General features: G+C 26.7%; 16 protein-coding genes. 8 read left to right on the top strand and 8 right to left on the bottom strand.

Features of this window, described 5'->3' with window-relative positions:
- Window positions 1–243 precede the first annotated feature (243 nt).
- The 4 genes from GCL60_RS06085 to GCL60_RS06070 all read left to right on the top strand — a co-directional run bounded on the left by GCL60_RS06085 (window position 244) and on the right by GCL60_RS06070 (window position 7,830).
- Complete coding sequence (locus GCL60_RS06085; protein ID WP_153419260.1) at window positions 244–3,057, top strand: hypothetical protein; 2,814 nt, start codon at window positions 244–246, stop codon at window positions 3,055–3,057.
- Window positions 3,058–3,974: 917 nt separating this feature from the next.
- Window positions 3,975–5,945 carry a hypothetical protein gene (locus tag GCL60_RS06080; RefSeq protein ID WP_153419258.1) on the top strand — a complete coding sequence of 657 codons (1,971 nt, stop codon included), beginning with the start codon at window positions 3,975–3,977 and terminating at the stop codon, window positions 5,943–5,945.
- A 477-nt stretch (window positions 5,946–6,422) separates the two neighbouring features.
- Window positions 6,423–6,683, top strand: coding sequence for a HipA domain-containing protein (locus tag GCL60_RS17350; protein ID WP_202614001.1), 261 nt, complete (start codon window positions 6,423–6,425; stop codon window positions 6,681–6,683).
- A gap of 310 nt (window positions 6,684–6,993) precedes the next feature.
- On the top strand, window positions 6,994–7,830 hold the full coding sequence (locus GCL60_RS06070; protein WP_161998101.1) for an Rpn family recombination-promoting nuclease/putative transposase: 837 nt from the start codon (window positions 6,994–6,996) through the stop codon (window positions 7,828–7,830).
- A 231-nt stretch (window positions 7,831–8,061) separates the two neighbouring features.
- Here the strand turns inward: GCL60_RS06070 and GCL60_RS06065 are convergent, their stop codons facing one another.
- From GCL60_RS06065 to GCL60_RS06055, 3 genes are read right to left on the bottom strand one after another with little or no spacing between them, the layout of a single operon-like run.
- A complete protein-coding gene (locus GCL60_RS06065; protein WP_153419254.1) occupies window positions 8,062–9,027 on the bottom strand; it encodes a HipA domain-containing protein in 966 nt (321 codons plus the stop codon).
- On the bottom strand, window positions 9,017–9,343 hold the full coding sequence (locus tag GCL60_RS06060; protein WP_153419252.1) for a HipA N-terminal domain-containing protein: 327 nt from the start codon (window positions 9,341–9,343) through the stop codon (window positions 9,017–9,019). The genes GCL60_RS06065 and GCL60_RS06060 overlap by 11 nt, the downstream gene beginning before the upstream one ends.
- Window positions 9,344–9,601, bottom strand: a complete 258-nt coding sequence (locus GCL60_RS06055; protein WP_153419250.1) for a helix-turn-helix domain-containing protein — start codon at window positions 9,599–9,601, stop codon at window positions 9,344–9,346. It abuts the gene before it with no gap.
- 316 nt (window positions 9,602–9,917) lie between these two features.
- On the opposite strand from GCL60_RS06055, the gene GCL60_RS06050 reads away from it, so the two are divergent.
- Both GCL60_RS06050 and GCL60_RS06045 read left to right on the top strand, forming a co-directional pair.
- Window positions 9,918–10,754 (top strand): Rpn family recombination-promoting nuclease/putative transposase, encoded by an 837-nt coding sequence (locus tag GCL60_RS06050; RefSeq protein ID WP_153419248.1) that lies wholly within the window; start codon window positions 9,918–9,920, stop codon window positions 10,752–10,754.
- A 101-nt stretch (window positions 10,755–10,855) separates the two neighbouring features.
- Window positions 10,856–11,140: an Rpn family recombination-promoting nuclease/putative transposase gene (locus tag GCL60_RS06045; RefSeq protein ID WP_153419246.1), complete on the top strand. Its 285-nt coding sequence runs from the start codon at window positions 10,856–10,858 to the stop codon at window positions 11,138–11,140.
- Between the two features lie 66 nt (window positions 11,141–11,206).
- Here the strand turns inward: GCL60_RS06045 and GCL60_RS06040 are convergent, their stop codons facing one another.
- The 3 genes from GCL60_RS06040 to GCL60_RS06030 all read right to left on the bottom strand — a co-directional run bounded on the left by GCL60_RS06040 (window position 11,207) and on the right by GCL60_RS06030 (window position 14,137).
- Complete coding sequence (locus GCL60_RS06040) at window positions 11,207–12,574, bottom strand: HipA domain-containing protein (protein WP_153419244.1); 1,368 nt, start codon at window positions 12,572–12,574, stop codon at window positions 11,207–11,209.
- 167 nt (window positions 12,575–12,741) lie between these two features.
- Window positions 12,742–13,323, bottom strand: coding sequence for a hypothetical protein (locus GCL60_RS06035; protein WP_153419242.1), 582 nt, complete (start codon window positions 13,321–13,323; stop codon window positions 12,742–12,744).
- A 334-nt stretch (window positions 13,324–13,657) separates the two neighbouring features.
- A complete protein-coding gene (locus GCL60_RS06030; RefSeq protein WP_153419240.1) occupies window positions 13,658–14,137 on the bottom strand; it encodes an arginine repressor in 480 nt (159 codons plus the stop codon).
- A gap of 337 nt (window positions 14,138–14,474) precedes the next feature.
- Here GCL60_RS06030 and GCL60_RS06025 point away from each other — a divergent pair, with 337 nt between their 5' ends.
- The gene (locus GCL60_RS06025) at window positions 14,475–15,254 is read left to right on the top strand and encodes a substrate-binding periplasmic protein (RefSeq protein ID WP_161998100.1); all 780 of its coding nucleotides are present in this window, start codon (window positions 14,475–14,477) and stop codon (window positions 15,252–15,254) included.
- An 86-nt stretch (window positions 15,255–15,340) separates the two neighbouring features.
- Window positions 15,341–16,885 carry an MFS transporter gene (locus GCL60_RS06020; RefSeq protein ID WP_153419237.1) on the top strand — a complete coding sequence of 515 codons (1,545 nt, stop codon included), beginning with the start codon at window positions 15,341–15,343 and terminating at the stop codon, window positions 16,883–16,885.
- A gap of 9 nt (window positions 16,886–16,894) precedes the next feature.
- Here GCL60_RS06020 and GCL60_RS06015 read toward each other — a convergent pair whose 3' ends face one another.
- Both GCL60_RS06015 and GCL60_RS06010 read right to left on the bottom strand, forming a co-directional pair.
- Window positions 16,895–18,532 carry a peptide ABC transporter substrate-binding protein gene (locus GCL60_RS06015; protein ID WP_153419235.1) on the bottom strand — a complete coding sequence of 546 codons (1,638 nt, stop codon included), beginning with the start codon at window positions 18,530–18,532 and terminating at the stop codon, window positions 16,895–16,897.
- Between the two features lie 123 nt (window positions 18,533–18,655).
- Window positions 18,656–19,717 carry a hypothetical protein gene (locus GCL60_RS06010; protein ID WP_161998099.1) on the bottom strand — a complete coding sequence of 354 codons (1,062 nt, stop codon included), beginning with the start codon at window positions 19,715–19,717 and terminating at the stop codon, window positions 18,656–18,658.
- Between the last annotated feature and the right edge of the window lie 349 nt (window positions 19,718–20,066).

Raw genomic sequence — 20,066 nt, 5'->3', positions numbered from 1 at the left:
ATTTAGAGTTAAAAATATTAAAAATGATTACCAAAAATATCATATATTATTTTTTAGATATTTTTATTATTAAAAATAATAAAAAGTGTAAATATATTTGTTATTTATGTTCATTTTTTTTGACAACTTATTATTAAATCAGATATAGAAACAAAATTGCAAATATACTCATCTGTTACTTTGCAATTTCAGCAATTTATATCTTTTGCTTTAAGTATTTTGTTTTTTTTAGGAGAAAAATACATGACATTTCAAAAATCTTTAAAACTCACTGCACTTGGCTTGGGTATAGCGAGCATTGCATTGACAGGTTGTAAAAAAAATTCCAATGATGGAACAAATGGTTCTAATGGATTAAATGGAAAAGATGGATCAGTAACAACACCAACTAAAGTTCAAGATCAAAATGGAAATGATGTAAAAAATGTAAAAGGCGATGTACTTTTGGTTCCTAAATGTGAACAAGCAGGTACAAAATGTATAGTAAAATCATATAAAACAGATAAATTTGGAAATAGTGTAGAAATCATTCAAGAGTTCGATTTAACTAAAGATAAAGTTAAAATTGTACTTCCAAGTGGTAATAAAATACCATCAAACGCATGTGCAGATTATAGAGTTCGTGTTATAGATCCATTAGATGCTACTAAATGGAGTGATATCACTTCTTTTTATACATCAAATAATGGAAAACATAATGGTGATATGCAAGTAGAACTAGATGAAGCTTCTAAAAAAGACTTCATTCTTGATGGCGGAAGGATTTGTGCTAAAAGTTTCTTAAAAACTGAAACAAATAAAACTCCAGCACGTGCATTTTCTAATGGTTCTCAAGAAGGTATTCACAATAAAGTAACATTAAATGTAAGAATAGGATCTCTAACTAATCCAAATCATATTTCTGCTTCAGAAACATTGGATGTTGTTGTAGCACACGTAAGCGTCAAACAAGATGGAGTTCAAAAAGCTCATTTAATGCCTGCAGGCTTAAAATCTAAATCATTTAAAATATATGGTGTTCTTACTGGCCGTGATAATTCCGAAAGTGAAATAAGAGACAATGGTGATATTGAATTAACAGACTCTCTTGCAGAAGTAGAATTATTAGATGCAAATAAAAAGAAAATTAATGTAAGTTACGATGCTATTCAGGGTGGCTGGGTTATTGATTCTTCAGGTATTCCAATTAGTCGTGAATTTAAAGAATACCAAATATCTGTTAAGATTAAACCAAATGTAGCAAATAATGAAGTTGAGTTACCAGCCTATACTCAAGAAATTGTGATAAAAGTAATTCCATCAGTTCCTATGGGCTATAAAATTGTTAAACTTAATACAAATGTATTTGGAAGACAAGAATTCGATATTTTAGCAGCATACTCCGATAAACCAACTGAATTTAAATCAATCTTTGATAGTAACCATAATAATGGTACATTTAATGTTAACTACTCATTAAAAGATTTAAATAACTCTACTCAAGCTCATTCTTTTAGCATTGTAAAATCTAAAGAAGCAGATTCAAGCACAGGCTTGTTTGTAAATAATAAATTAACAGAAAAAATTGTTGGTAAATTAGATTCCGTTTCTTCTAAGCGCTATATTGATGTTGGAAATACCCCATTTTTCTCAAGCACAAATAATAATTTTTATGAACTAGAAGTTGATGTTGAATTTGTTCCAAATTATTTAGAAGATAATGATTACAAAGGTCTTTCAGCAAATCAAATAGCTAAAATTAAGTTAGATAGTGCTAATTATAATAATGCTAAAAATGATTTAAAAGCTTTATATAAAAATAATTTAATTGATAAGCAATATTTTGTAGTTTCCAAAACACAACCTGTATTAAAACAATCATTTAGAACTTATGACAATAATGGTTATACCAAAATTCTTAATGAAAAATCTTCAAACGAAATTGCTAAAACCATATCCTTACCTCAAGGTGGTAACGCATATGATGATGTTAAACGTAATTTATGTTCAAGGGCACTTACAGAATTGTATGTTGGTGATGTTAAAGTTGAAGGCTATAATAATAATGCTAAAATTTCTCAATTAATTTCAAATAATACTAACTTTGCTCTATTCTCTGACTTTAAAGACAGAGCAAACGAATCTTTTGCAAACCGTAATGTAATTTGTGCCTCAAATAAAGGTACTGGTTCAGTAAGCTTTAAATCTACTTTCCAAAATCTTGAATCTAACGAGTTAAGTGTTGAAGCAATTGCTGCTGTTGATACCCCTGTTGTTGTTATGAGATACGAAGGAGACAGTACTGGTACTGTAAATTCAGGTGATTTCAAGTTTGTAAACACGAAAGAACAATCTATTGGCCTTTATTTCTTAAAGAGTAATAATGAGTTTGGAACTAAAGTTGATAATACTATTGCAGCAGCTATTAATCCAAGAGTAGTTATTTTGGGAAATAATCAATTAAATGATAATCACAATAAATCTCCAATAACTTTAAAAATTGAACAAGCTAATCCAGAAATTCTTAAACTTGTTTTACAAAGCCCTATGGCTGATGGAAATGTGGTAAATTATTTCTCTTCATCTATGCAAGCTCAAAGAGTTTCATTTAATACTACTCCTAGTAATGTCACATCAGTAGCTACTCCTGAAGCTATGAAAACAACATACTTTGGTCATATTAATCATTTATCATTAGGTTCAACAAAATTAACATCTGAAGTAAGTTTTGATAATTATAAAGAATTATATAATTATAATGAAGGTTGGGACTCAAATGTTCATATCTCTGCGGAAGATTTATCAAAACTTAAATTAGATTTAAAGACAGCCGAATCTGACTATAATACTAAAAAAGGCTTAAGTGACCAAGAAAAAATTAAATATGATGCTTTGGTTAGTGCAGTAGATACTAATGCTGCTATTCTACCTGAAAATAAACAAGGTGTAAAAGATAAGATACCTAAAGAAACATATAATAAGGCTTTAGAAGAAACAGATAAGGCTGAAAAAGCTATTAATACCATTAAAGAGAAAATTAAGAAAATCGAAGCAAAATTGAATGAAGTTACTGTTTAAGAATAACCAGTAAAAGACTGTAATAAGTTTTCTTAAAATATAACATCTAATACTATGTGAGGTTCTAAAAAATCTCACTTTAGCAATTTAATTACAATAGTCTGACATAAGGTGGACGCACTCTATGACAGGCTATTGTAGTTTATACATTTAAAATTGAGAAATCCCCTGTTTTATTAAAAAAATCATGGAACTAGCAATATAGTACAATAAAATAATTAGTATTATTAAAATGTTAAAATTCTAATAAATTATTTTGCAAAAATTATGCAACAAATTTAATCAATTCGTCTAATCGCATATTTGACTAATTTTAATAAAAATTTCATCATTTAGTCATCTAAAAATTTATACTTCTTTAATAAAAAATTAATTTTAATTAAAAAAATATTTTTGTCATCTAAAAAATTATAATTATTATATTACTTATTATTTAAAATAAATAATTTAAATGTTATGTTTTATTATAAATTAAAATTGATGACACTAAATATAATCTTGATTTTTAAAAGCTTTGTTTATATTATATGTTTAAGTTATTGTTCTTTTTGCAATAAATCTAATTAACCTTAAATATTTTTTTAATTAAATGAATTCGTTATTTAATAAATTAAATTAATCATGATTTTAATTTATAAAAAAAATTAAATTTGGCTAGTTAGTTATTTTTAAATAAAGATATCCAAATAAATTTTATATTCTTACCATTTGAAATCATTTATCTTTATTCTAATTCAGGTAATTTCAAAAAAAATCTTATTTTATATGATTATTAAATTTGTATTAAAATTTTGACATTTACAAATTCTGTGATCTATAGTTTCCAAATTGCAGATAAAACATTGTTGTTAATTTGCAATTACAATAATTACCTGTGTTTTATTTCAAATTTTATTCTTTTTTATGGAGAAAATTTAATGACAATGAAGAGTTCTTTAAAACTTACTGCTGTGAGTGTTGGTATAGCAACTTTGGCTTTTACTGCATGTAACAAAAAATCTGATGACAATAAGCCAACTGCAAATGAGTCATCAAAAAAAGATGAATCAAAACCACAACCAATTAAAAACTTAACAGTTAAATTTAATGGTGAGATTCCTGAAGGCTCATGCTCCACATATACAATTACTTATACAGATGAAAATGGAAAAGAAGCAGACTTCACACAACATGCAAAAAAAGCTGGCAATCTTTCTGTTAATTTAGACACAGCTACTGCTAATTCTAAAAAGTTTGAATTAAATGATGAAACAAATGAAGTTTGTGCTAATGCAGAAAATGTTTTTGCTGATGGAACAAAAAATGATAATAATGGTAATACCATTCCTAAAGGAACATTATTAAAAGCTAAAGCTGTAAAAGGTGATCCTGCTTTCATTACAGTAAGAAGCGAAGGTTTTTTCAAATCAGCTAAAACAACTGTTTCTGATATGGCTGTTTTAAAAACTTTTACTTTTAAAGGTAATAAGGCTAAAGCCGAAGACACTTCTTATCCTAATATAGTTTCACTAAATGCGCCTCGTGGTTCAGAATCTCTAGAATTCTTTATAGATGCTGAATATTCAAATGGAGCAATAACTCCAATTTCAAAAATTGAAGATGTTATTGTTAAAACTCAAAATGATAAAAAATTAGAGCTAACATCTGAAGTTAAAGATAAAATTACATTTATTAAATTTAAAGTTCCTAAAGATTTAAAATTAGAAAATGGTCAAAATTTTACAGTTACTGTTGGGAAAATTACAAAAGTACTAAGTGTTAATGTAATTAATGGCGTATTAGAAGATGTTAAGTTCAAAAATAAACAATCTGAACTTGCTTTAGATACACTTAATATAAATACTAACTACAGTGCTAACATTTTAGTAAAATTTACTGATACTGATTATATAGATATTACAAAACAAAAGTCAGAGAATGATAATTACAAAATAAAAATTACAGAAGAAGATGACACAAATAACGCATTAACTGTTAATACAGTCATTGATTCTAGCTCAGCTTTTGTAAATGCATATGATAATCCTTTAACTTTGGTAACAGCACAAGCTTTAACAGCTTACAAACCAATTAAATTAAAAATTGCTATTCAAAAATATAATAAAAATGGAGAGTTAACACTTAACGATTCTAATACCAAGGCTATTTTTGTTGGAACAGCTCCTAAATTATCAACAATTGAGTTCACTAAAAATGGGAATAAAGTTGATTTAGCTAATTTAATTGTTCCTGGCTTAACACAAGGTCTTATTAAAAACTGTGCATCACTTTCAAAAGTTTCTTATAAATTAAAAGAAGATGGAGCTGAAGCTGATGCAACAGTTTCTGATTTTAAAATAAGTATTCCTTCATCAAAGTTTTTGAGTATTGAGGAATTATCTGGCAAAGATTATATTTGTGCAACAAAAAATGCTGAGCCAAATAAAACATACGATGTAATTGTTTCATTAAAAGATCATGATAATAAAGTTTTATCTAAAGCATATACTTTCACAGCTGGAAATATAGTTGACACAAAGAACTATATTATTTCAAATAATGGAAATACTGCAATTAAAGATGATATTGTTTTATTAAAAAATACAGCTGGTGATGCAGTAAGTGCTCCAATTTCTGCTTATATTTTAAAATCAAATGATTCATTAAATGTAAACCCACTTTCATTAGATGACAATACTTTGAGAGACACTCTTCAAATTTCTGCTCCTTTTGTAGTAGAAAAATTGGCAAATAAAACTCAATACGTTATTAAGTTGCCAAAAGCAGTAATTGAAAATGTTTCAAATAAAGATAAAGAATTCTCAGGTATTTTAAAAATTGCTCAGTTATCAGGCTATACTTTGAATGCTGATAAAAGAGATAATATAGTTGTAACATTTAAAAAATAAATAGAATTTAAAAGTCTAATTTATTTAAAAGCTAGAGCATTTTTGCTTTAGCTTTTTTTGATTTTCAATTAATAAAATCTTAATTTTTTTTCACCTTTAAAAGCTTTTAATAATCTTTACTCCTTGAAAAAGCCTTTAAAGAGTTCATTGTAGTACCTGCTATTTTTTCTAAATAGCTTCAAGCGCTTATTGAGAAAAGTTTTAAATCAAATTTAAAAAAGTAAATTTAATTAAAGTTTATATTTGGAATAAATATTTATAAGCTGTTCTGTTTTATACGACTCTTTACCCAATGATTTTGGAGATGCTTTGATATTTCACTATATGGCGAAAAATTAAGAAGAATTATATGAGTAGGAACATCTGCTGGTGGCGCAAAAGCAAAAGCTGTAATTTAATGGAATCCTGTTACGAATGAAATTCGCTCAGGTCAAGTCGAGGCTACAAATGAGTTTGAGTAATGGTTACTAAAGTTTGATGGCATGGGGGCAAGACAAAGAACTTGGTGCATCCCAAGACTATGGCAGAATAGAGTATGCATATTATTTAATGGTAACTCATGCCAAAATTCAAATGTCCGAATGTCGACTGCTAAATGAAAATAACCGCTCACATTTTATGACAAAAAGGTTTGATCGAAAAAAAGGAAACATAAAACATCATATTCAAACCTTATTTGCAATAGATCATATTGACTACAAAAAAAATCGACCAATAGTTAAGAAAAATATTTTTTAGTAATTAGGAAAATATCTTTAGGGCATAACGATTGCATATCAATATGGGATTGTTGAATTAAAAACTATTACTGAAGAAGTAACAGAATTAATTCATTAATAGAAGCAGTTTGCAAAATTAGCTCACGTTGGAAAAAAGAGCTGGGTCATATTCAAAAACATCATTTATTCTTAAAGTAACTGTTTATTTATATTTATAAAAAATCATTCTGTTCAGTTTCTGGTCACCCCCTTTTTTCTTTAAAATATTTTGTTACTCAAACCTTTGACAAATAAACAAGAGGTTTATTTGTTTACTTAAGGATGTTGAGTTGGAAAATGATAAGTTACTGGATGTTAAAAATGATTATTTATTTAAACGCATATTTGGAGAAGACGAAGAAATATTTATAGATTTTGCGAATAGTATTTTAAATTACCCAGACGAAAGAAAAATAATATCTGTCACTTTTTTAAATAATGAAGTGAATAAAGACAGTGAGTTTGATAAAGAATCTCGGTTTGACGTGATTGCACAATTAAATGATGGCTCTTTTGTTAATTTAGAAATGCAAATGCGGAATACGGGTGAGTATGAAAAACGTTGTTTGTACTATTGGGCAAAACTTTATGAAAAACAATTAATACAAGGAAAAACATATAAATATTTGGCACCTTCTATTTGTATTCATGTTTTAAACTTTAATTTTTTTAAGGAAAAAGAAGAGTTTATTACGAATGTGAGACTCTTAGATGCAAAAACCCATAAAGTGTTTTCAAAAGATCTTGAATTTGTATTTTTAGAAGTTCCCAAAGTTCCAAAAACCTATTATAATAACCTAGAAAAATGGATGGTCTTTTTAAAGGGAACATCTAAAAAGGAGGTCATGAAAATGGACAATTCTGCAATAAATAAAGCACAAGAAACTCTGGAGTATTTAAGCCAAGACCCCGTTGCTCGGGCAAAGTACGAAGCAAGGCAAAAGTATATTCTTGATTACAACACTAGCATGTATACCGAGCGGCAAGAAGGTATAAATGAAGGGATGGAGAAAGGGAGAGAAGCAGCTAAAATTCAAGTCGCCAAAAAAATGCGAGAATTAGGAGCTTCTCTCGAGTTTGTGATGCAAGCAACAGGTTTAACTGCTGAAGAGCTTGAAAAGTTATAAGTGAATCATATTTAATTTTAAATTTTATATAAAATATTTATTATCCTAGATGAACGAAACAAATTTAAACTTTGTTTCGTTTTGTTTTTAAGGAGGTCATGAAAATGGACAATTCTGCAATAAATAAAGCACAAGAGTTAAAGTTAATTTAAAAATTAAATAAATTTTATCAGAATAAAAAAATAAAAATTTTTTAGAGTATCATTATCAAAAAAATCATAATAAACAGTTTTAATTCATTATCCTCTTCATCCTCTCTTCAATCAATAATATATATTCTTTTTTCATTTTTTCAGAAATATAACTATTTTCTATTAAATGAAACATTTCTTCTTTTTTGGAAAAAAAATTATTTAAAATAAAATTAAAACTTTTTTCATTAATACCAACATTGTTTGAAAAAAATTCAAAATCTTTGCGTTTGATATTAGACTTTTTTCCATTAACACTTAAAACAAGTTCTTCATGATCTTCTTTTATGGGAATAAGGAGTCTTGTTGAAATTAAGTCATATGCAGGGGATAGCTGAATAATATCATTTTCATTAGTTAATAAAGAAAAGTTTTTTAAATGCATATCGGCATTCCCTGTAATAAAACAAAATAAAGTTATTTCAAAGTATTTTAATAATTCGTTACCTGGAAATGAAGAATATTTTTTAATTACTTTAGCCGTTTTTTCTGCGGTACTTCGATATTTTTGTTCAGTTAGAACTTCAGACAATTGGCATAAATCTTCACAAGCGCGTTTTTTTTCATTTATTCGATCAAATCTTTTTGTAATATAAGCGAGGCTTTTATCTTTTAAAAAAATAAGACCATTGTCGGCAACATCAATCCCACATTTTTTGGCAAGTTGCATGGTTAAGGCTTCAAGTTCGGGCATATAAGGAAAATCTTTTGATTGCGGTTTTAAAATATACTGGCCTGATAAAGCGCCTACAATGGTAAGTTTAGGAACGGAGTTTTTGTTTTCAGAAAAAAGTCTGATGGATAATTTTTTTTGAACTCCGGTAACAGCAAGTCGTTTATTTAAATTTTGTAGGGCAAGTTTTTCTATTTCTTTTTTTTCAAGAGAAATGCTTGGTGGTTGTGTAGAGTTAAATAAATTTTTACAGCAATTTTCGTGATAATAGTTATTGTCATTTTCTAAACTTTGAAAACAAATAAGACAATTTTTTATTATTTTATTTTTCATAAGGTATGACCTTTACGGAACCAATACAGTCTTCGCAAACTGAAAGTAACAACCCCATACGATCTTTTTCATTTAGTTTCCAATTTTTAATTGACAAAGATAAAAGCCAACCTTCAGGAATTAAACCATCAAAAAAAGGAAACAAATATTTAGATTCATATTTTTCTTTGCGTATTGGTAATGTAAGACTTACTGGAAAAGGTTTTTTTAAATTTAAATAGGATTCATCATATTCAAAAATAAAATGACCATCATCGGTTTCTTCTATGATTCCTGCATAATATTCAAATACAAATACTTTTCCTTTTCGCGCCATTTAAATATTATCCTCTTCACGATAGGGAGTAGGTTCTAGTCTTGCTCCTAAATATTTTAAAACTTGGTTTACTTTGTCCATGCGTAAGGTCTCTTTTCCAAGTTCAAGTTCTTTTAAAAAGCGAAGTCCAACGCCAATTCTTTTGGAAAATTCATACTGGGTGTAGCCAAGGTATTTTCTTTTTTCCCTTACAAATAGAGCAATGGGATTGGAGTTTTTTTCTATTTCATTGATATTTCTTCTTTTTTTTTCAGGCATAATGAATAAGCTCCATTAATAGAGACTATTTCAGTGTAGTCCCTAAAGGGTACTAAAGCAAGAAAAACTTAATTTTAATACCTGATAGGGTAATAAAATTAAAAAATAGCCATTTTATAACCCGATAGGGTATTAAAATAAATTTTAATAAAATATCATGGTTTTACTTTAATTTTTAAAGTAACTGTTTATTTATATATATAAAAAATCAATCTGTTCAGTTTCTGGTCACCCCCTTTTTTCTTTAAAATTTTTTGTTACTCAAACCTTTGGCAAATAAACAAGAGGTTTATTTGTTTTTTATAAGGATGTTGAGTTGGAAAATGATAAGTTACTGGATGTTAAAAATGATTATTTATTTAAACGCATATTTGGAGAGGATGAAGAAATATTTATTGATTTTGCGAATAGTATTTTAAATTACCCAGAGGAAAGAAAAATAATATCTGTCACTTTTTTAAATAATGAAGTGAATAAAGATAGTGAGTTTGATAAAGAGTCTCGGTTTGACGTAATTGCGCAGCTAAATGATGGTTCTTTTGTGAATTTAGAAATGCAAATGCGGAATACGGGTGAGTATGAAAAACGTTGTTTATATTATTGGGCAAAACTTTATGAAAAACAATTAATACAAGGAAAAACATATAAATATTTGGCACCTTCTATATGTATTCATGTTTTAAACTTTAATTTTTTTAAGGAAAAAGAAGAGTTTATTACGAATGTAAGACTCTTAGATGTAAAAACCCATAAAGTGTTTTCAAAAGATCTTGAATTTGTATTTTTAGAAGTTCCCAAAGTTCCAAAAACCTATTACAATAACCTAGAAAAATGGATGGTCTTTTTAAAAGGTGCATCTAAAAAGGAGGTCATGCAAATGAACAATTCTGCAATAAATAAAGCACAAGAAACTCTGGAGTATTTAAGCCAAGACCCCGTTGCTCGGGCAAAGTATGAAGCAAGGCAAAAGTATATTCTCGATTACAACACAAGTATGTATACCGAGCGGCAAGAAGGTATAAATGAGGGGATAGAAAAAGGAAAAACAGAAGCTAAAATTCAATTTGCAAAAAAAATGCGCAGTGAAGGATTTTCTCCTGATATTGTTATGAAAATAACAGGTTTATCATCTGAAGAGCTTGAAAAGTTATAAGAGAATTTCAATTGATTTTAAATTTTATATAAAATATTTATTATGCAAAATAAACGAAACAAATTTAAACCTTGTTTCGTTTTGTTTATAAAAAAGAGGTCATGAAAATGGACAATTCTGCAATAAATAAAGCTCAAGAAACTTTGGAGTATTTAAGCCAAGATCCCGTTGCTCGGGCAAAATATGAAGCTCGTTTAAAATACTTAAGTGACTACAACACAAGTATGTATACCGAGCGGCAAGAAGGTATAAATGAGGGGATAGAAAAAGGAAAAACAGAAGCTAAAATTCAATTTGCAAAAAAAATGCGCAGTGAAGGATTTTCTCCTGAAATCGTTATGAAAATAACAGGTTTATCATCTGAAGAGCTTGAAAAACTTTCATAACTATATATTTTAATTTTTATTTAAATTTAAAGCAAAATTCCACTTCAATTTTCAATCAAATCTATTTTATTTTGGCAAAAGTTTTCCAATATCTTTTTGTTTATTTAAAATAAAAAGACAATCCTGCGCTATTACTTTAAAAGAAGATGAAATATTTTTATCATTTAAAACCGCATTCCAAAATTGAATGGCTAGTTGATAAGCCTTATCCCAAATATTTGAATCTTCTGGTAAAGGTAACGGGGGTGAAAATGTTTTGGGAACAATTTGATTATTCATTGGTCTAAATAACATGGGAAGCATGTCGTAAACAGGGGCGATTTTTATGACTTTATTTTTAGAAAAATAAAAAGAGAGATTAAATAAGTGCATGTCATTATTTCCAATGAAGTGACCAAATAATTCAAGGAGACGAATTTCATTATAAAATTCTTTTGGAATGATTTTCTTTTTCATTAAATTTATGGATGTTTCTGACCAAGTTCCCATTGTTCCAGAAAACTCGGCATCTAAGGAACCTAAAGTAATAAGCCCCTTTCTTCCTAAATTGGGAATGCGATCAAATCTTTCTAGCTCTAAAAAAATGCGATTTTTTGTAAAAATAATTTCAGATTGAGCGCTTTCTATATTGTTTTTATGAAGTGTATTCAGGGCTAAATGTTCACAAATTAATAAATCAGCTACGCGTACCCCAATATCAGAATGAAGAGGAGGAGAAAATTTAACAAGAACTTGTTTATTTTGAGGCAATAAATTGCTTAAAAATTTTGGTTGTTCTCCACCAGCGGAAGAGCCTGGTTCTCCATAGGATAAAACATTATTTGCATAAAGTTCAAATTGTTCAGCTCGTTTCAGAAATTCGATTCCATTTGTTTGTGTTTTTTGAGATAGATATTTTTGAAAAGCAAGATCACCAATAATTAAATTACCAATATTATCAAAACTTTTAGTTGTTAAATATTTTAAACAATGTTCACTAGACCAAATGCGGATATCTTTTGGTAAATTTAATTCAGGATTTAAGTTTGGAACTAAATGTCCTAAAAAACCGCTAGGTCTTAAATCATTTAAAAAATAAGGAAGATCAACAGAATATTCGGATGAAATATTTTTTAAATGCGACAAAAAATAAAAACCTTTAGGTTCAATCGCATATAATATACCTATTTTTAAGCTTGAGCTATCTTCAAGAATTTCATAAATAGGGTAACTGGAGTTTTTTCCATCAATTATTCTTTTTGCTGCATATTCTGTTTCTCGGGCTTTTCCTAAAATAATAATTTCTTGATCTAATAATTTAAAAATACGCGAGAAAAAGGATTGGCTATACGGAAAATGTTTTTTTAAACGAGCGATATTGGATTTCCCATTTAATTTTAAAAAACTCAAAATTTCTGTTTTTATTTTTTCTTGATTATAAGGCTTTACTCTCATGGGTACTCCATTCCATAGTCTATTGAAATAGATTATAGAATAGATAAAGTAAATAATCAAGTATTTAAATTATTGAAATTATTAATATATTTATTTAGGTCTTGTCTTATTGAAATAGATACTGGAATAGATTCTCAGATGATTTTTTATTAAAATTAAATTTCTAATCAATCTTCATAATTATAAAAGTCATCTACTTTTTTAGAAAAAAAGTTGGAAAATTCGGATTCAGCGTCAATATTTTCAGAAAATTTACAAAATCTTTCAGGGCAAGTAATAGAACTTACTAATGAATTTAAATCAAATTCTTTTTGATAATAAAATTGAGATAAATATGGGTTTTCAAATTCATTGGCAAGAAAATTTATTCTTACTTTATCAGATTTTTTAATATATTTATCATTAGAATTAATTTTAAATCCTTTTTTTAATTCAATACCGTAATTGCCACATTGTAAATTTGATTTAAAACTAGGTTCAAATATAACTTCTTCTGTGTTATTTTGTTTGTTGTATGGAAAATAATCGCTCAAATGAGAATCATTTTCCCTTTTGCTAATAAATTTAAATTCTGAATTAATTCCGTTAATCATATAATTATATTTTAATTGCATGAAATAAACTTTACAGTACTCCACTCGATTCCCATTTGTATCAAAAAAATACGAATTTGAAAGACTATCTATTGATCTATAAGCAAAAGAATTATTTGCAATAAATAGTGAAATTATAAAAATTATTTTTTTCATTTATAATCCTTTTAAATGATATTCAAAATATTTTTTACCGCTAATTATATAAACGGTTTTTTAAAATATAATATATTAAAATAAATATACAAATAAAAATTTATTTATTTAATTTAATATATAATTAGAAAAAAGTTTATTTGTAAATTTAAGTTATAAAAATTTTATTATAAAATTTAATTTTTATTTTAGTTATTATAGTTTATTAGTTTAATTTTTTAAATTGTATTAATGTATATATAAAAAAAGAGATCCATGATTTTGATATTTAATATAAAAAAATTATAAATTGATTATGATTTTTTGTTAATATATCAATTTATTTGAAATTAAATTAATACGTTTCGTCCACTGTGAAATCTTCTTCTATTTCTTTTTTCAATTTTTCTAACCCATTTATTGAGCCATCACAAAGTACAAGGACAGTATCATCACCAGCGATCGTGCCACATAAAGTACTATAAGCGTCATGCAAAGAGTTTTTTGATTCAAATGAAATTTTTTCGTCAAGTTGAATGGCGAGCGAATTGGCATGACCTGGTAGGGTATGTAAAACAATGATATTGGGCATAGAAACTTTAATACTCAAAATGGGGCTTTGAATTCGAGGTCTTGTTCCAAGGATAGTATATTGATTGTTTATTTTAGCTATGCCAAGCTTTTTCAGTCTTCTTGAAAGAGTGGATTGAGGAATGTCAACATTCAAAGATTTTAGAATGGCAACAAGCTCATTTTGATGGGTGATAATTTTACCTTTTACAGCTTCTAATATGATATCGTCTTCTGTTTTCATATTTTTATTTATAATTTTCATGTTATATTATCTTTCAAAAACATAATCCTTCTTTTTTAAGAAAAGCTTTTATCAATTGGTTACATAAATGCTATTCTTGATAAGATGTTAAATATTACATAAATTTTAGTTGAATTCTATTAGAACATATAATTATAATTATTTGATACTAAAAACCTTTTTAGTATTTGATAATATTTAATGTAATTCTAAATAAATGAATAGACAAATAATTGAAAATTATTGTATTATCAGCATAATGTTTGATTCAATTGGAAAGCATGTTTTCTTCTTAAATATTTGATAAACTGTAACTTAGTGGTTTTAAAAATAATAGATTCATATGAAAGGTACAAATATGGCAATAAAGTTGCTTAAGTTAGCGAGCTGTCTTTTATTTCTTCATTTTGGATTAGCACAAGCTGAAGAACAGCTCTCTGAGAAAGACTCAAAAAAAAATATAGCATCATTTAAGGTTTGTACGACGGGAGGGTTTATCCCTTTTTCTTCCTATTCAAATGGAGGTTGGGAAGGTTTTGATATTGATATGATGAAAGATTTTTCGAGCTATTTAAAATCTAAATTAGAGATTATCAATTATAATATTGATGGGATTATTCCTGCTTTAAATACAAAAAAATGTGATATGATAGCAGCAGGGCTAACTATAACGGAAGAAAGAAAAAAATCCATTCTATTTAGTGATCCTTATTTTACAAGTGGGATTGTTTATTTATTTAAGAAAAATAATACTTTAATATCTGAGATTAAAAGTCCTGAAGATTTAAATAATCCAAAAATCAAAGTTGGTGTAAAATTAGGAACAACAAACGATTTTTATGCTGCAAAAAATTTAAATAAATCAATTATATTAAAATTTAATGAGTATGGTGATGTAATTAATGCCGTTCGAAATAACAAAGTAGATACGATTATAATCGATTTATCCTATGGTGTTTCAATTGAAAAAAAATTTCCAGGAGTATTTGATTATAAAAATACCGATTCAAATAATGAACATTTTGGTGTAGCAGGCAGAATAAAAGATAAAGTTTTAATCAAAAAATTTAATGAGTTCTTAAAACAGTGGAAGTCATCTGGAAAGTATGATCAAACCTTTAAAAAATATTTTAACTAATTAGAGAACATTCAAGATTCTGGCGCCTTTATTTTTTTTCATTCTACCTCATGTAAAATATAATAAATCTTTAAAATGAGGTTCATATGGAAAATAAGGATAAGGCGAAAAATATTATTATTGCGTCATCGCTTGGCACCGTATTTGAATGGTATGATTTTTATCTTTATGGTACATTAGCCGTTTTTTTTGGTTCTTTATTTTTTCCTAAAGGTAACGAAACAGCTGGATTTTTAGCTAGCCTTGCTACTTTTGGTGCTGGATTTGCAGTTCGTCCTTTTGGTGCTTTATTATTTGGTAGAATTGGGGATCTTTTTGGACGTAAATATACCTTTTTAATAACAATCATTGTGATGGGATTATCTACGGCATTAGTTGGACTTTTGCCAACATATGAACAAATTGGAATTTTTGCTCCTATTTTACTTACTGTATTAAGATTGTCACAGGGCCTTGCTTTAGGAGGAGAATATGGTGGAGCTGCTACTTATGTTGCAGAACATGCACCTCATGAAAAAAGAGGGCTTCATACAAGTTGGATCCAAACAACGGCTACGTTAGGTTTTCTTTTATCCCTAATTGTTATATTAGCTTGCCGTCTTTCTTTGGATGAAAATGAATTTAAAACTTGGGGATGGAGAGTTCCCTTTTTAGTTTCCATCGTTTTATTGATCATTTCTGTATACATAAGATTAAAACTAAATGAATCGCCATTGTTTCTAAAAATGAAAGAATCAGGAACAAGATCTAAATCTCCGCTAAGAGATAGCTTCACCAAAATACCAAATTTGAAATTGGTTTTATTGGCATTATTTGGGGCAACTGCTGGACAAGGTGTTGTTTGGTATACGGGGCAATTTTATGCATTATTTTTTCTTCAAAATACATTAAAGATTGATTTTAAAAATTCTTATTTAATGATTGCTGTTTCATTAATAATTGCGACACCATTTTTTGTTATTTTTGGAAAAATATCTGATAAAATTGGAAGAAAAAAAGTGATTTTAACAGGATGTTTACTTGCCTCAATTGCTTATATTCCTATTTTTAAAGGTATAACCCACTTTGGTAATCCTGTTTTAAGTAACGCAATGATAAATTTTCCAATTTCAATAGAAACAAATAAATGTAAAGAAAATTGTTATCAATTAAAAGAATATTTATCAAAAAAAGGGTATAGTTTTAATTTAAATATTGTTGAAACTCCTACGGATACATTATCAATCAAAATTGGTTCAAATGAGTTAAAATCTTTTGATACAAAATTACTAGATGATGCATTAAATTATGCAGGTTATCCTGCTTCTGCTAAACCAGAAAATATCAATTATATTGGAGTGATTGTATTATTATCAATATTGGTTATTTTTGTTGCTATGGTATATGGACCTATTGCTGCATTTTTGGTTGAATTATTTCCAACTCGAATTAGATATACATCAATGTCGTTTCCTTATCATATAGGCAATGGTTGGTTTGGGGGCTTTTTACCATTGATTGCAACGTCACTTGTTCTTTATACAGGGAATATTTATGCTGGGTTATATTATCCAATTGCAATAGCTTTAATGAGTTTAATAATTGGTGGTATCTATATTAAAGAAACAAAAGATAATAAAATGGATAATTAAAAATTAAATCTATTTAATAATTATTTCTTTAAAATATAAATCTTGAGAATAAAGTTTTAAGTAGGGATCATTTCCTGTATAACCTGCTAAATCATAATTAATAAGAAAATGAGATAAATTATCTAAAAGAGGAATGACAGTATAATTCTCAAGTCCTTTTTTACCAGCTTGTTCTAAGATAAATGTACGTTTTGAGTTTTCAGTTTGTCTTCCTGCTTTTTCAATAAGAGCATCAAACTTAGGATCTTTCATAAAAGAGTAATTATCTTGGTTTGTAGAAACTAAAATACCTAAATATTCTATGGCATCAATGTATTTTGGATACCAACGATTTAAAGATATTTCAAAATCTCCTTTCCTTAATTTAGTTATATTTTCTTTGAACTCTTGCCGATTTAAAATGACATTAATACCTAAATTATTTTTTAGCATATTTGATATCGCAATTGCAATTTTATGATTATCAGGGTGTAAATTATAGTTAATTTGAATAGATAATTTATTATTTTCAGAAAAACCTGCTTCAGAAAAAAGCTTTTTAGCTTCTATGACTCTTTCTTCATATGTTTTTTTTGCCCAATTTGGAATATATGATTTGTATTCTTCTATGTGATTAGGAACCAAATCATAAATAGATAATTTAGGGTTAGACAATATTTTTGTAGAAAGTTCAGATCTATCAATGACCATTGAAATTGCTTTTCGAAGTTTTAAATTATTTTTAAATGGTTTTTTTTTGGTATTTAAAGTTAAAAGGATAACATCTAGTGTTTTGTTTGATTTTAAATTATTTTCAGCAGATTTTTTTGTCAAATAAGGAATGTCATCTGAAGAAATATTTGGAGAAGTCATATTAGCTTGTCCTGTGATATACATATTAATTTGAGAAAGCATATCTTCTGTAAAATAATATAGAACATCTTTAATTTTTACTTTATCAAAATTGTAATAATAAGGATTTTTTTCAAACTCAATATACTTTTCATTTTGAATTTTTTTTATTTTATAGGCAGAGTTTGAAATAATAGGATTCTCTGAAATAAAGTTTCCTTTTGCATCATAGCTTTTAGGATTGAGACAAACATAATTTATTCCACTTAATAGCTCTAAAAAATGAGGAAATGGATAAGATAAATCTATTACAATTGTATCTGAGTTTAGAGTTTTTACACCTAATTTACTAATTGGTAATTTACCTTGGTTAATTTCTCTGCTATTCTTTATGGGGAAAGCGCTAAAGCCAATTGTAGTAGAAATTTTTGGATTGATAATTCGCTTTATTGATAAAGCACAATGCTCTGCTGTAACGGCTGAGCCATCAGACCACTTTGCATTTGGACGAATTTTAAATATATAAGTCTTATTATTATTTTCAATTTTGTATGAAGATGCTATAGCTAGAACAACTTTACCATCTTTATCAATTCTAGTAAGTCCTTCGTATAAATCCTGAAGCAATTGAGTTGTTGGTTTATCATCTACATTAGTTGGATCGAAGGTTGAGGGTTTTCCACCTGAAAATCGAATAAGCTCTTCTCTTTGAAAAACCTTTTGAGCATATAATTTTTTATGAAAAAATCCTGATCCGTTCATTATGAATAATAGAATAAAAGGCATAGATGTATTTTTTATAATTTTATTAAACATTTGATACCCTAGCTAATAATGATTCATTTAACTTTAGATAATAATATGCTATTATCTTTCCTTAATTTATTATATATTGTATTGTTTTAAAGTCTATTAAAGATAGAAATTTGGCTATAGAATTTATATTGTTTCAGAAACTTTGTATTTTTTCTCAATATATAAAATATTATTTTCGTCTTTGGTAATAGTGAATTCGAAATTAATTTCTCCGACTTTTAAAGATGAATTTATAATATCTAATTTTAATTCTGCATTATAGTTTTTATTTACTTCTAAATTAACTAATTCCTCATTTTCATGTGGTTCAAAAATTAAGTTTAAGTTTGGAAGATTTTTTTTGTCAAAATATAAACATTTATATGAGCTTCTATATGATTTTATATCAAATAAACTTGGCTTACATTTTATAAATGCTCTTAATTTTAAATGTATTTTTTTATTTTCATAAATTGGAATTTTTATAATTTCGTAAAAATTTGGGTCATAATTATTATAATTATCTTCGTTGTTATTTTCATTATTTAATTTGAAGTAAAAATAATTATTTATATTATTATAATGGTTGCTATTTATATTTATATGATCTGAATAAATAACTATTTTATTTTGATCATAAATATTTTCTTTCATAAATTTCCAATTTGATTTTAATTTTACTTCTGCTATTGTTTTTTTATTATCTTGATTAGTAAAAATAATTTCTTTATTAGTTTGTATATTTGAATTTTCAACTTTTTGGAGATATAAGAAATATTTAAATGGATCATCTATTCTTTGATAAAAGGTATATTTAATTGAATCGCTTATAAAAGTTGCTTTTTTGAAGTTATTATCTTTATTGTGAACAATATTTTTATTTTCATCAAAGTTAAAAAAATCATGGAATTCGCTATCATAGCAACTTAAATAGTCTCCATCCCATTTACTTTTTCCATCTTTACAAGGATTATCATAATTTCCTGTAATAAATAGATGTTTTTCGATATAAATATGAATCATATATTTCATAATTTTTGGAGAATTATGAAAGAAGGTTTGAAAAGAAAGTTCAATCTTATCACCATGGGTCCCCATTTTGTTAAGTTTATTTTTTATAAATAAAATACATTCTTTACCTTCTTCAAGCTGAATATTAATTTGACAATTTTGAATATGTTTAATTCTATCAAAGTTTTCATTCAATTTTATTTCACTTTTATTTTTTATTTCTATTTTATTATTTATTACTTTTGAATTATAAAAATTAATAATACTTCTATTCATATTTTTAATTATAAAAAAGGCATAGTCACTATTTGTAGGAAAAGTTGTAATTTTAATACCATCAGAGTTTGAAACGACAAGTTCATATAGAATTTTGTTATTTATAGGTTCTTTATCTGATAAATTTAAAAATATTGAGTTATTTTGTTTAAAATTTAGTACTAAAGAAAAAATCTTTGATTGTTGATTTTCTGTTTTTTTATATAAAATAGCTTTTGAATTGCCGATTTTTGTTTCAAAAAAATTATTTTCTTCATTTAAATGATAT

Source organism: Silvanigrella paludirubra (genome assembly GCF_009208775.1).
Classification (GTDB): Bacteria; Bdellovibrionota_B; Oligoflexia; order Silvanigrellales; family Silvanigrellaceae; genus Silvanigrella; species Silvanigrella paludirubra.
The sequence above is the reverse complement of the archived record's forward strand: the minus strand, read 5'-3'. Positions and strand labels throughout refer to the sequence as shown.